We start from the raw sequence: 12246 nt of genomic DNA on the forward strand, positions 1-12246 counted from the left end.
GCGCGACCCCCGAACGGTCTCGCCCTTTGAGCGGCAGGGGGGATGGAGTCCAGAGGAGATCGGCTGAGCCGCGCCATCAAGGATAGGGGAATATCCAAGATGATGGCCTTGGCCATGGACCTGGACGTGCACGAGAGCGCCATCAGCCGCTGGCGCAAGGGCGCCCCCATGTCCCTGGAGCACGCCGCGCGGCTCTCCGAGGTGCTGAACATCTCCCTGGACTGGCTGGTGTTGGGTCGGGGGGAGATGGACGCGCACAAGGCCGAAAGTCTTGCGCGGGAGGAGTACGAGCTGGTCCGCCTCTCGCGTGGCCTAAGGCGCAGCGCGGTTCGCCGACTCGTCTCCTTCTTACAAGATCTAAGCCCACCCATTCAGAATTGATCTACGCGCAATTTTAACAATAACCACTTGCGCGTCACGCAATTCGCGTCACCTACCACGAATTTCAAGCATCAATATTATCTCCAAATCGGCGGCTCGCGATCACTTCACTTGCGAAGTGATCAGATCATTTGGCCAATACCGATTTAAACGGAGAAATACACAATGGCGACCTACACGATCAAGATCTTCAACCAGTCGACCATCAACAAGGCCTATACCGTTTTCCAGCAACCGCCGTTGGTCACGGCGAATGGCGGCTCGCCGACGATCTTCGCCAACGCCTGGCGGACCTTCCCGCTGCTGACGAACAACGGCTTCAACACTCTCACCTACACCGAGACCACCTACGCGTACTGGGCGCAGCCGCCTGGCGTCAGCGCCGGGGTTACGGTCGACTCCGGCGGCGTGTTGGAACTCGACACCGCCACCAAGGACACCACGTCCTTCGTCTACGGGGAGGATAGCGGCAAGCAGACCGGGTTCCTGCCAAAGACCAGCCCTGGTACGGCGCAGAACGGCTCGTTCCAGATTCTGACCGGCACCGACTTCACGCCGGCCAACAACCTGGTTCTCGGTCTGGCTAGCGACAACGGCAGCGGGATTCCGTCGCCCGTGGCGACCTTCGCCGCTGCGCCGAATGAAAGCTACAACATCACGCCGATCGTGCAGTTCTACGTCGCCGACGGGGCCTTCACCGAGGGACAGATCGTCGACGTGACCACCGTCTCGAACGCCAGCGCCTCGATCGACTTCACCGGCACGTCGTTCACGACGGCGGTTGTCGAGCAGCGCCCCAACGGCGCGTTCATCGTCACCTACAGCTGACGGATTCCAAGGCGCGCCGCCCCCCCGCCCTGCGCGCCTTGCGATCCGAGCGGCGCGGCGAGCCGCACTGCACAAGCGCGGCTCGCCGATGCCTGCCCTTTCCCCTTTTTCCAACTCGGAGACACCATATGTCCTCTCCCCAGAACAGCGCGCCCCTGGATGGGTGCACCACCATCGACGCGGCGAAGGGCGACCTTGCGCTCCAGGCCGCGCGCGATGCCAATCCTAACGCTCCCGGCAATTCCACAACGAAGGAGGCCGTCGACAATCTTCTCCTGTGCGAGAGCAAGCGGCCCAAGATCGGTCCAGCCAACCTCGTCGGCCACGGTTGCGAAGGCGACATCGACACGGGCAAGGACGTCGGCCAATGCATCACGTCCAAGAACACGCTCGTGTGGACGCCCCACCTGGAAAACCTCAAGGGCCACGTCAGCGAGCTCTTCCTGTTCGGCTGCAGCGTCGGCGCCGGCGTTGACGGAGCGGCGTTGCTGCACCAGATCGCCCAAGTGATCGATGCGCCGGTGAGCGCCCCCACCGGCCTCGTCTCTTTCACCGCCACGGGGTATAAGCTCCAACCCGGCGCTGTCTGGCAGACCGCAACCCCAGACAAACAGCCCCTGCATATCGATCCGCCGCCTCATGGGGGTCCGCACGCCATGGTCCAAGCGTCCAACGGTTCGAACGCTTCTAGCCTCATCCAACATGCGGAATACACGCCGAAGGGCGACGGGCCGCCCGCCCCCGAGCATGTCTCTCTGGCCCTGGCTAAGGAGGTTCTCTGGGACCAGCCCATCTCTATCGAAGGCGAGCTTCTCGCCAAGGTTACCGGCCATCTGGTAGCCCATCTGGCGCACCCCGGCCGAGCTCACGAGGTCCGGTCGCTCATCGTCTACAATCACGCGGTCCTCGAGGACCTCGCGACCAAGACCTACTATCACGCGACCCCCGAGTTCAGGCGCATAGCGCGAGCTCTGATCGACGCATAGCAGAGAAAAGAAGGCGGCCCCTGGGCCGCCTTCGATCGTATAAGTTAAACCCCTGTCGGCGGATCCAACTTATAGACCCGCGAGCAGTACTCGCAGGTCACGTGGATCTTGCCGTCGGGCTCGACCATCTCGGCGACTTCCTCGGCCGAGAACGAGTCCATCACCACGCCGATGCGATCCTCGGAACAACGGCAGAAGGCCCGCAGCGGCTTTTCGTCGAGCAGGCGCACGCCGTCCTCGTTGAACAGGCGCCACAAGAGCGTCGGCGTCGACACGGTCGGGTCGATCAACTCGTCCTCGCCGGTCGTCTCGAACAGAGCCTGGACGTGAGTCCAGGCGTCCTGCGTCTCGCCCCGCGCCTGATCGCCGGCGATGACCTGGATCAGAATGCCGCCCGCGCGCCAGGTTGCGCCTTCTCCGGTGTCGACCTGCCCCACCGCCAGACGAACGCGCGTCGGCGTCTGCTCCGACTGGGCGAAATACTGTTCGGCGCAAAGCGCCAGGGTCTCGCCCTCGATCGGCGTCACGCCCTGGTAGCGGTCCATATCCGGACCTTGGTCCAGGGTCATGATGAACACGCCGCCGCCCAGCAGGGTCTTGGCGCCGGGGCGCACAAACCCGTCCGAAACCGCCGCCACCTCATCGGGATCGAACCGGCAATAGCCGCGCAGGCCGCCGCTGGTGTCGTAATCGACGACGACATAGCGCACCGGACCGTCGCCCTGGGCCTGGACGATAAGTCGTCCCTCGAACTTCAAGCTCGACCCGACCAGCGCCGCCAGAGCGCAGGCCTCACCCAGCAGGTTGGCCACCGGCTCAGGATAGTCGTGGCGCGTCAGCACCTCGTCGATCGCCGCGCCAAGGCGCACGACCCGCCCACGGACGGGCAGGTTCTCGATCTGGAACGCGGAAACGACGTCGTCGAGGACGCCAGTGTCGGAAGCGATGTCGGTCATGGGGAGGCTAGATAGGCGGTTCTGACGAAATTGCGAGCCCGATCACCGTCCGCGCGTCGCGCCGCCCAAAGCAATACGTACCGAGATCGGGGGCCTGCGACCGAACGCCCCGTTGCGATAACACGGGATTCGGATTCATTTGGGGACGCCGTCGCTTTTGCCCATACGCGACGGCGACACCGGCCAGCGTTTACCAACCGGCGCTGGCCGGTAACCTTTCTAGCTGATCGCGCCGAAGCACCAGGCCAGGACGGATTTCTGGGCGTGGATGCGGTTCTCAGCCTCATCCCAGACCAGGGAACGCGGGCCGTCCAGTACGGCGTCGGTGACCTCTTCACCCCGATGCGCCGGCAGGCAGTGCAGGAAGACGCCGTTGTCAGCCGCCAGATCCATCAGCTTGTCGTCGACCTGATAGGGCTCCAGCGCGGCGAGACGCTCGTCGTGGTCAGTGTCGCCCATCGAGACCCAGGTGTCGGCGACGACTACGTCGGCGCCGCTAACGGCGGCCTTGGGATCGGTGGTCATGCTGACGCGGCCCTGCAGGCCCTCGGCGCGGGCCAGGTCATGGAGGTCGGCGTGATAGACCGCCGGGCAGGCGATCTTCAGCTCGAAGCCCAGCAAAGGCGCGGCGTGGATGAAGCTGGAGCAAACATTGTTGCCGTCCCCGACCCAGGCGATGGTCTTGCCGGCGATCGGGCCGCGATGCTCCTCGATGGTGAGGATGTCGGCCATGATCTGGCACGGATGGCTCTTGTCGGTCAGGCCGTTGATGACCGGCACGGTCGAGACCTGAGCGAAGCGCTCGACGTCGGCGTGGCTGTTGGCGCGGATCATCACCGCGTCCACCATGCGCGACAGCACCTTGGCCGTGTCCTCAATGGTCTCGCCGCGGCCCAGCTGCATGTCCGAGGCGGTCGAGATGATCGCGCTGCCGCCCAGCTGGCGCATGGCCGCGTCGAACGAGAAGCGGGTGCGGGTCGAGTTCTTCTGGAAGATCATCGACAGCACGCGGTCCTTGGCGGGGGCGTCGGCGTCGACCTTGCCCTGTGGCCAGCCTTTGCGAGCGGCCTTCCGCGCATGAGCGTCGTCCAGCAGCAGGCGCAGCGTGGAGCCGTCCAGCTTCCAAAGGTCGATGAAGTGGCGGGGTTGAGTCATCGGACGATCCCTATCCCCGCCTCCCCGGCGAACGCCGGGGCCCAGATCCATCCTGGGATTAAGCGGGCTTGATCTGGGTCCCGGCATTCGCCGGGAAGGTCGGAAAAGATGGGTTCTTAAGCAGCGGCCTTGGCGCGCGCGGCCTCGCAAGCCTTTTCGAGCTTGGCGATCGCTTCGCTGGCTTCCTCGATGGTCAGGTTCAACGGCGGCAGCAGGCGCACGCAGTTGTCGCCGCCACCGGCCACCAGCAGCTTCTGATCGCGCGCCAGGACCATGAACTCGCGATTGTTCGGGATCAGCTTGACGCCGATCAGCAGGCCCTTGCCGCGCACGTCGACGATAATGTCGGGGAAGCGGTCCTTCAGGCCGTTCAGCTGCTGGGTGAAAAAGCCCGAGACGGTCTTCACGTTGTCCAGCGTTTCAGGCGACTTGATGATGTCGAGCGCGGCCTTGCCCACGGCCATGGCCAGCGGATTGCCGCCGAAGGTCGAGCCGTGCGCCGCCACCGTCATGCCCTTGGCCGCCTCGGTGGTGGCCAGACACGCGCCGATCGGGAAGCCGCCGCCCAGGGCCTTGGCCACCGCCATGATGTGCGGCTCGCCGCCTTCGGCCCACTCGTAGGCGAAGAGCTTGCCCGTCCGGCCCATGCCGCACTGGACTTCGTCGTAGATCAGCAGAACGCCGTGCTCGTCGCAGAGCTGACGCAGGCCGACCAGGCACTGGGTCGGGATCGAGCGCGCGCCGCCCTCGCCCTGCACGGGCTCGACGATGATCGCCGCGGTGGTCGGGCTGGCGATAGCGGCCTTGATGGCGTCGTGGTCGCCGAAGGTCAGCTGGCTGTAGCCCGGAAGACGCGGACCAAAGCCGTCGACATAGCTCGGATTGCCCGACGCATTGACCGCCGCATAGGTGCGGCCGTGGAACGAGCCGTCAAAGCCGTAGATGTCGATCCGCTCAGGCTGACCGTTGGCGGAGTGATATTTGCGCGCCGTCTTCAGCGCGCACTCCACGGCCTCGGTGCCCGAGTTGGTGAAGAACACCACGTCGGCGAACGAGTTGGCGCACAGGGCATCGGCCAGTTCCTCCTGCTCGGGGATCCGATAGATGTTGGAGACGTGCCAGAGCTTCTCGGCCTGGGCCTTCAGCACTTCGACCAGGGCCGGATGGGCGTGGCCCAGGCCGTTGGTGGCGATACCCGCCACGCAGTCCAGATATTCTTCGCCCTCGGTCGAGATCAGTCGCGCGCCTCGGCCTCGCTCGAACGCCAGCGGAGCGCGGTTGTACACGCCCATGATGTGGTGCTGCGAGGTGGTGGACGACGTCGCGGTGCTCAAGACCGGCCTCCCTAAAAGGAAACAAGCCCCCGCGCTGTAGGCACGGGGACCGGAAGGCCGCAGGTTGTCGCCGTGGAACGTCGTCGTGTCAATGAACGGTCTGTGAAAAGACCCTGAAATGCCGACGAAATTTCAGGCTATGGCGCCTCCGCCTCAGCTCTTGAGACGGTAACCGGTGACGAAGAGCCTCCAGCACCACAGGAACAGCGCCACCGTGAGCAGGCCGGTGGTGACCACGCCGATCGCGATCGAGCCGTCGGCATGGCCGATGAAGCCATAGCGGAAGCCGTCGATCAGATAGAAGAACGGGTTGAAGTGGCTCGCGGAGCGGAATGGTTCCGGCAGTTTGTCCACCAGATAGAAGGTGCCCGACAGGAAGGTCATGGGCATGATCAGGAAGTTGGTCACGGCCGCCAGTTGGTCGAACTTCTCGGCCCAAAGCCCGGCCAGCACGCCCGCCAGACCCAGGATCAGCGAGGCGGTGAGGCCGAAGTACAAGACCGCCCAGAGGTGAGCCACCGACAGACCGGCGCCCGGCAGAACGCCGATCACCGCCGCCGTCACCGCGCCCACCACCACGCCGCGCGTGGCGGCGCCCAAGGCGAAGGCCGAGACTTGCTCCAGCGCCGACAAGGGCGGCGTCAGGAAGTCCGGCGTCAGACCCATCATCTTGGCCTGGATCAGCGAGGACGACGAGTTGGCGAAGGCGTTGTTGAGGATCGCCATCATGATCAGGCCCGGGGCCACGAAATGGCCGAAGGTCACGCCCCCCACGGCCGGACGGCTGGCGCCGACGGCGACCACGAACACCAGCATGTAGAGCAGCGTCGTGACCACCGGCGCAGCGACCGTCTGGGTGCCGACCTTCCAGAACCGGCGGATTTCGCGCTGGTAGAGCGTGATGAAGCCGGACCAGTTCCAGCCGCGATAGTCGCGCGGCTGCGGCGGAATGACGCTCTCGGCCATGTCTCTCATCGGCTCAAACCCTTGTTCTGCTTGGCCATGTGCGCCTTGAGGGCCCTTTTCGCAAGCGTAGGCTTGCCGGAATCAACATCTTGTTTCTGTGGACAGAGTCGATGGCGCCCATTGTGCGTTTTAACGCATTCTTTACGATATGTAGTAGGACAGCCGCCGGCGGGGCGGTTTGATCACCATATATGGGGTGACGGGCGTGGGGACGCCCCCACCCTCTCTCGAATGGCGGAGATGGGTAATGAGCTGGACCGACGAACGGGTTTCCACCCTGAAGAAGCTCTGGTTGGACGGCCTTTCGGCCAGCCAGATCGCCAAGCAGCTGGGCGGCGTGACGCGCAACGCCGTGATCGGCAAGGTGCACCGCCTGGGTCTCTCGGGCCGCGCGGCCCCCTCGCAGCCGGCCCGTCCTGCCTTCAAGGCGCCGCGCCCTGCGCGTCCGGCAGCGCAGGCCATGCCGTCGGCGCCGCGCCGCGTGACGCCGGTCGAGGCCCCCTCGGCGGTTCCGGTCGCCGCGGCTCCGGCGCCCCTGCCGGCCTTCCGCCACGAAGAGCCGGGCTCGGCCACCGTGCTGACCCTGGGCGCGCACATGTGCAAATGGCCGATCGGCGATCCGTCGTCGGAAGGCTTCACCTTCTGCGGTCGCCGCTCGTCGGAGGGCCCCTACTGCGTTGAGCACGCGCGGGTGGCCTACCAGCCGCAGCAGACCAAGAAGAAGAGCGGCGGCGCCGAACTGGCCCGCTCGCTTCGCCGCTACATCTAAGAAGAACAATAGTCTCTCGGAGCGGCGGATCCCGGACGGCCCGAAAGGCCGTCCGGGATTTCTGCGTTCTAGATCTCCGCGAAAGCCCCCTCCGTCGGAGGGGGTGCGCCCCGGGGAGATGACCTGCTCCAACTTCCCCCCTAAAACGCTCCCATGAGCGATCTGCCGCCCTCCGATTCCAACGCGCCGCCCTACTCGGTCTCCGAGCTGGCCTTCGCCCTGAAGCGCACGCTGGAGGACCGCTACGGCTTCGTGCGGCTGCGGGGCGAGCTTTCCAAGGTCACCCACCACTCGAACGGCCACGTCTATTTGACCATCAAGGACGACAAGGCCGCGATCGACGGCGTCGTCTGGAAGGGCAATGTCCGGTCCCTGGGCGTGCGGCCCGAGCACGGGCTCGAGGTTATCGTCACCGGCAAGATCACCACCTATCCGGCCGGCTCGCGCTACCAGATCGTCATCGACAGCATGGAGGCCGCCGGCGTCGGCGCCCTCCTGGCGCAACTCGAACGCCTGAAGGCCAAGCTGGCCGCCGAAGGCCTGTTCGCGCCAGAGCGCAAGCGTCCCCTGCCCTCGATGCCCGCCGTGGTGGGCGTGATCACCAGCCCGACGGGCGCGGTCATCCGTGACATCCTGCACCGGATCCGCGACCGCTGGCCCTGCCAGGTGCTGGTCTGGCCCTGCGTGGTGCAAGGCGACGCCGCCGCCGGCCAGGTCAGCGCCGCGATCCGAGGCTTCAACGCCATCCAGCCGGCCGGGCCCGTCCCGCGCCCCGACGTCCTGATCGTCGCGCGCGGCGGCGGTTCGGTGGAGGATCTGTGGGCCTTCAACGACGAGGGCCTGGCCCGCACGGTGGCCGAAGGAACCATCCCGCTGATCTCGGCCGTCGGCCACGAGACCGACACCACCCTGATCGACTTCGTTTCCGACCGCCGCGCGCCAACCCCGACAGCAGCCGCAGAGATGGCGACGCCGGTGCTGGCCGAACTGCGCGCCCTGATCTCCGACTTCGATCGCCGCCTCAACCGGTGCGGCTCACGGACGATCGAGGAGCGGCGCACGCGCCTCATCAGCGCTGCGCGCGGCCTGCCGCGCCCCAACGATCTGCTGGCCCTGGCCCAACAACGGTTCGACATCGCCTCGGGACGTCTGGACGCCGCCCTGCAACGCAACACCGCCGTCCATGCACAGGATCTGTTGAAGGTCACCGCGCGCCTGACACCCGACGCCTTGGGCCGCCAGCGCGCTGTGAAGGCCGATCGCTTGACCGATCTCTCCCGACGCCTGGACCTCGCCGCACGGCGCGCGCCTGATCGCGTGGCCCAGCACGCGCGTCTGCCGGCGCTTTGGGAACGCCTGAACGACGCCGGTCGACGCCGCCTGCAGCGCGACGCCGACCGCTTGGCGAACCTGGAGAAACTGCGCCAGTCGCTGAACCCGGAACGCCCGCTGGAACTCGGCTTCGCGCTGGTGCGGAAAGGCGATGGGACCCTGGCCCGCTCCGCTGCGGACCTCGTGTCAGGCGAACGTGTGAACCTGAAGTTCAAGAGCGGTGATCGCGACGCGGTGATCGACGGTGAAGGCGGCTTTGTTCCGCCTCCCGCTCCGCCGGCGCCAAAGCCCCGCCCCAAATCCACCAGCCAACCAGCCGGTCAGGGTGACCTGTTCTGAAACGCCGGCTTGGCGTAGAGTAGTGCCATGAACGCTTTTGATCGTGATCTCGGTAAGCCCGATGGCATGGCCGTCCTGCACTATGGCGACGGCGAGTTCGCCGTGCTCAACCCCGGCCGCTTCGTGCTGTGCGCCGTGACAAACAAGCCGATCCCGCTTGAAGCCCTGCGCTATTGGAGTCCCGAGCGGCAGGAAGCCTATGCGGGTCCCGCCGAGGCGCTGAAGCGTTGGCAGGAGGCCTGAGCCGCCGCGCGGTTCTTGCCGCGCTTCCGATCGGCCTGGGCCTTCCGGGCCTGGCGCGCGCCGCCGCGCCCGGCCTGTCACTGAAGGGAAAATTCGTTCAGGGCGGCTACGCCGTGGGCCGCACCGCCTCCCGGGCGACCATAGCCCTGGACGGCCAGGTTCTAACCACAGCCTCGGCCGATGGCTGGTTCGTGATCGGGTTCGATCGCGACGCGCCGCCCACCTCGATCCTGACCGTGACGACACCCGATGGCTCGGCCTCCGACGAACGATCCATCGCGGCCGGCGATTTCGATATCCAGCGCATCGACGGCCTGCCGACCGAACAGGTCACGCCGACTGACCCCGGCTTGCTGGAGCGCCTGGCCGCCGAGAACGCGCGCAAGGTCGCGGGTTTCGCCAGCCAGGCCGACATCGACGGCTTCCGGGAGGGATTCATACTCCCGGTTGCGGGCGCACGTCGATCGGCGCGCTTCGGCGGTCAGCGTATCCTGAACGGCGAACCCAAACGTCCCCATTATGGGGTTGATCTCGCCGTGCCGGTGGGGACCCCGGTCCGCGCGCCGGCGTCCGCGATCGTGGCCTTCGCCGAGACCGGACTGCATTTCGAAGGCGGCCTCTTGCTTCTCGACCATGGCCAGGGCCTGGTGACGGCCTATCTGCACCTCTCAAAAATCCTCGCGTCGCCGGGGACTTACGTGAAGCAGGGCGAGGTGGTGGCGTTGAGCGGCAAAGAAGGCCGTGCGACCGGCCCGCATCTGTGCTGGCGGATGAAATGGCGCAGCCGGAATATGGATCCCTCCCTGTTCGTCGGCGCTGGGCCGTTCCGCGCCTGAAACTAAGACCAATTCGCCCCTGGCGCGAGTTGCAATCATTCGTTAGCTATGCCGCCGGTATCGAGACATGAGATCGCCGGGGGAGCGGTCATCGGTTTCGGTCTTCCCGCGAGATCCTTGAGGAGGCGGCTCCCGCATGTCGGCGGTGCTCGAAAAGCTGCGCTTTCTACTGGTGGACGATAACCATCACATCCGAGCGATCGTTTCGACGATCCTCAAGGGCGTCGGGGTACGGCACATTCGTGAGGCCATGGATGGGGCCGAGGCGTTGCAGATCCTGCGGGATTGGCAGACCGATATCGCCATCGTCGACTTCAAGATGAGTCCGCTGGATGGGGTGCAGTTCGCGCAACTGGTCCGCAATTCCCCGGACAGCGTCGATCCGTTCCTGCCGATCATCATGCTAACCGGATTCGCCGAACGACACCGCGTGTTCGAAGCGCGCGACGCAGGCGTGACCGAGATCGTTGTGAAACCGGTCACCGCTCGCTCCTTGCTCGACCGGATCAACACGGTGATCTTCCATCCCCGTCCGTTCATCCGCTCGCCCGACTATTTCGGCCCGTGCCGCCGTCGGCGCGTCGACCCGAACTATCATGGCCCCTTCCGCCGCGCCGGCGAGAAGGATGGCCCGGCGCCCAAGGTCGAAATCTAGGACTCTTCAGCCTGGTTCCGCTCGCGCTCGGCAAGCGCCGCGTAGACCTCGTTCGGCCAGCGTCGGTGGACCCAGAACCATTCCGCCGGCCGCTCGCGAATGCGATCCTCCATGAAGGCGTTGATCATTCGCACGCCCGCTTCGATGTCCGCCGTGCGGTCCCCGGTCTTGGGCGGAACGATCGGGTCGTGGACCACCGCTCGGAAGCGTGCGCCCTTCAAGCGCTGAACCGACATCGGCTGCAGCACCGTGCCAAAGCGGATCGCCAGGCGCGTCGGCCCAGGCGCCGTATGGGCCAGATGACCGAAGAACGGCGCAGCTACCCCGCTGTTGAACTTCTGGTCGTTCATCAGGGCGACCGACTTGCCCTGCTTCATCCCTTCCAGTAGCTCACGCGCGCCGTCGCCCCCCTTGGGCGCAAATAGTCGGACGCCATAGCGGAACCGGCTCTCCTTGATCCGCTTGTCGACATAGGGATTGTTGGCCGCGCGATAGGTCATCTCGCAGATGACGCCGCTATCGACGATCGCCGCCGGCATCACCTCCCAGTTCGACAGGTGTCCCGAAACGAACACCACGGGGATCCGGTTCTCGGCGATCTGGACCAGTCTCTCCTTGCCCACCACCTCGACCCGGCCGGTGGACGGCAGGATCTTGTCCATCAGCGGGAACTCGGCGAACGAGCGGCCGAGACCGTCCCATTGCTCGTGCAGGATCTGTTCATGCCAGGCGGCGTCCTTGTCCGGAAACGCCAGCTTCAGATTCCGGGCGGCGACCTTGTGCGCCCCGCTCATCGGCCCGAACGTGCGACCCAGCCAGCCGCCAAAGTCCGAGGCCCGATCCACGCCCATCAGGCGAACAGCGCCGATGAACAGGTCGAAGCCGAAGGCTTCCAACCGCCACAGAAGGTCCTGAACCCAAGGCTGACGCTTTTCGGACATGCGCCCTTAGTAGGCTCCCACGCACGCCTCGCGCAACGGCGTCTCGCCCGGCACGCGACTTGCGGCTGCCAACCCAGACCGTTCCGTTTCGGGACGGGTCCTCGGGAGAAGAAGTGGGGTATGGCTTCCATGGGCAATGACATCGACGTTCATCTCGGTAAGCGACTGCGTCGCCGCCGTCGTCTGCTGGGTCTGACCCAGCAGCAGCTGGCCGGCACGGTCGGCGTGCGTTTCCAGCAAATCCAAAAGTACGAGTGCGGCGCCAACCGCATTTCAGCCGCGCGGCTGTGGCAACTGTCAGAGGCCCTGGAGGTGCCGGTCGGCTACTTCTACGATGGCCTGTCTGACACGCGACGCGAGACGACCGGCGAATCGGCGGAAGGCGGCGAGATGTTCGCGCGCAAGGAAACGCTGGACCTGATCCGGGCCTACTACCTGCTGGGCGAGCGTCCGCGCCGTCGCCTGCTCGATCTGGCCAAGTCGCTGAACGGCGGCGCAGAACACGCCGACGCTTAAAGTCGGCGA

14 protein-coding genes and 1 pseudogene are annotated in these 12246 nt (G+C 65.8%); 9 read left to right on the forward strand and 6 right to left on the reverse strand.

Annotated features, from left to right (window positions below):
- Nucleotides 1-42 precede the first annotated feature (42 nt).
- The 3 genes from CSW63_RS16120 to CSW63_RS16130 all read left to right on the forward strand — a co-directional run bounded on the left by CSW63_RS16120 (nt 43) and on the right by CSW63_RS16130 (nt 2195).
- Nucleotides 43-381 (forward strand): helix-turn-helix domain-containing protein, encoded by a 339-nt coding sequence (locus CSW63_RS16120; RefSeq protein ID WP_082749438.1) that lies wholly within the window; start codon nt 43-45, stop codon nt 379-381.
- Between the two features lie 165 nt (nt 382-546).
- Entirely contained in the window at nt 547-1209 is a 663-nt protein-coding gene (locus CSW63_RS16125; protein WP_062095471.1) for a hypothetical protein, read from the forward strand.
- 128 nt (nt 1210-1337) lie between these two features.
- Nucleotides 1338-2195, forward strand: coding sequence for a DUF4347 domain-containing protein (locus tag CSW63_RS16130; protein ID WP_062095473.1), 858 nt, complete (start codon nt 1338-1340; stop codon nt 2193-2195).
- Between the two features lie 44 nt (nt 2196-2239).
- Here CSW63_RS16130 and CSW63_RS16135 read toward each other — a convergent pair whose 3' ends face one another.
- The 5 genes and pseudogenes from CSW63_RS16135 to CSW63_RS16150 form a co-directional block, all read right to left on the reverse strand.
- Entirely contained in the window at nt 2240-3151 is a 912-nt protein-coding gene (locus CSW63_RS16135; RefSeq protein ID WP_062095476.1) for an Hsp33 family molecular chaperone, read from the reverse strand.
- A 219-nt stretch (nt 3152-3370) separates the two neighbouring features.
- The gene (argF, locus tag CSW63_RS16140; protein ID WP_062095478.1) at nt 3371-4306 is read right to left on the reverse strand and encodes an ornithine carbamoyltransferase; all 936 of its coding nucleotides are present in this window, start codon (nt 4304-4306) and stop codon (nt 3371-3373) included.
- Nucleotides 4307-4316: 10 nt separating this feature from the next.
- A pseudogene (locus CSW63_RS24200) lies at nt 4317-4408 on the reverse strand (hypothetical protein); the annotation flags it as partial.
- A 14-nt stretch (nt 4409-4422) separates the two neighbouring features.
- Complete coding sequence (locus CSW63_RS16145; protein ID WP_082749439.1) at nt 4423-5640, reverse strand: aspartate aminotransferase family protein; 1218 nt, start codon at nt 5638-5640, stop codon at nt 4423-4425.
- A 153-nt stretch (nt 5641-5793) separates the two neighbouring features.
- On the reverse strand, nt 5794-6615 hold the full coding sequence (locus tag CSW63_RS16150) for an ABC transporter permease (protein WP_062095480.1): 822 nt from the start codon (nt 6613-6615) through the stop codon (nt 5794-5796).
- Between the two features lie 238 nt (nt 6616-6853).
- On the opposite strand from CSW63_RS16150, the gene gcrA reads away from it, so the two are divergent.
- The 5 genes from gcrA (at nt 6854) to CSW63_RS16175 (ending at nt 10780) form a co-directional block, all read left to right on the forward strand.
- Nucleotides 6854-7375: a cell cycle sigma 70 cofactor GcrA gene (gene gcrA / locus CSW63_RS16155; protein WP_062095482.1), complete on the forward strand. Its 522-nt coding sequence runs from the start codon at nt 6854-6856 to the stop codon at nt 7373-7375.
- Between the two features lie 153 nt (nt 7376-7528).
- Nucleotides 7529-9046, forward strand: a complete 1518-nt coding sequence (gene xseA / locus CSW63_RS16160; RefSeq protein ID WP_062095485.1) for an exodeoxyribonuclease VII large subunit — start codon at nt 7529-7531, stop codon at nt 9044-9046.
- A gap of 27 nt (nt 9047-9073) precedes the next feature.
- Nucleotides 9074-9289, forward strand: coding sequence for a DUF2093 domain-containing protein (locus CSW63_RS16165; RefSeq protein WP_062095487.1), 216 nt, complete (start codon nt 9074-9076; stop codon nt 9287-9289).
- Nucleotides 9274-10125 carry a M23 family metallopeptidase gene (locus CSW63_RS16170; RefSeq protein WP_062095489.1) on the forward strand — a complete coding sequence of 284 codons (852 nt, stop codon included), beginning with the start codon at nt 9274-9276 and terminating at the stop codon, nt 10123-10125. Before CSW63_RS16165 ends, CSW63_RS16170 begins: the two co-directional genes overlap by 16 nt.
- 136 nt (nt 10126-10261) lie before the next feature.
- Nucleotides 10262-10780, forward strand: coding sequence for a response regulator (locus CSW63_RS16175; RefSeq protein WP_062095490.1), 519 nt, complete (start codon nt 10262-10264; stop codon nt 10778-10780).
- On the opposite strand, the gene CSW63_RS16180 is transcribed toward CSW63_RS16175, so the two are convergent.
- Nucleotides 10777-11721, reverse strand: a complete 945-nt coding sequence (locus CSW63_RS16180) for a lysophospholipid acyltransferase family protein (RefSeq protein WP_062095492.1) — start codon at nt 11719-11721, stop codon at nt 10777-10779. The two genes, CSW63_RS16175 and CSW63_RS16180, sit on opposite strands and share 4 nt — an antisense overlap.
- Nucleotides 11722-11841: 120 nt before the next feature.
- Between CSW63_RS16180 and CSW63_RS16185 the strand changes: the two genes are divergently transcribed.
- A complete protein-coding gene (locus CSW63_RS16185; protein WP_062095494.1) occupies nt 11842-12237 on the forward strand; it encodes a helix-turn-helix domain-containing protein in 396 nt (131 codons plus the stop codon).
- The last annotated feature ends 9 nt before the right edge of the window (nt 12238-12246 follow it).

The sequence above is a fragment of the Caulobacter sp. FWC26 genome (assembly GCF_002742645.2).
In the GTDB taxonomy this organism is placed as follows: domain Bacteria; phylum Pseudomonadota; class Alphaproteobacteria; order Caulobacterales; family Caulobacteraceae; genus Caulobacter.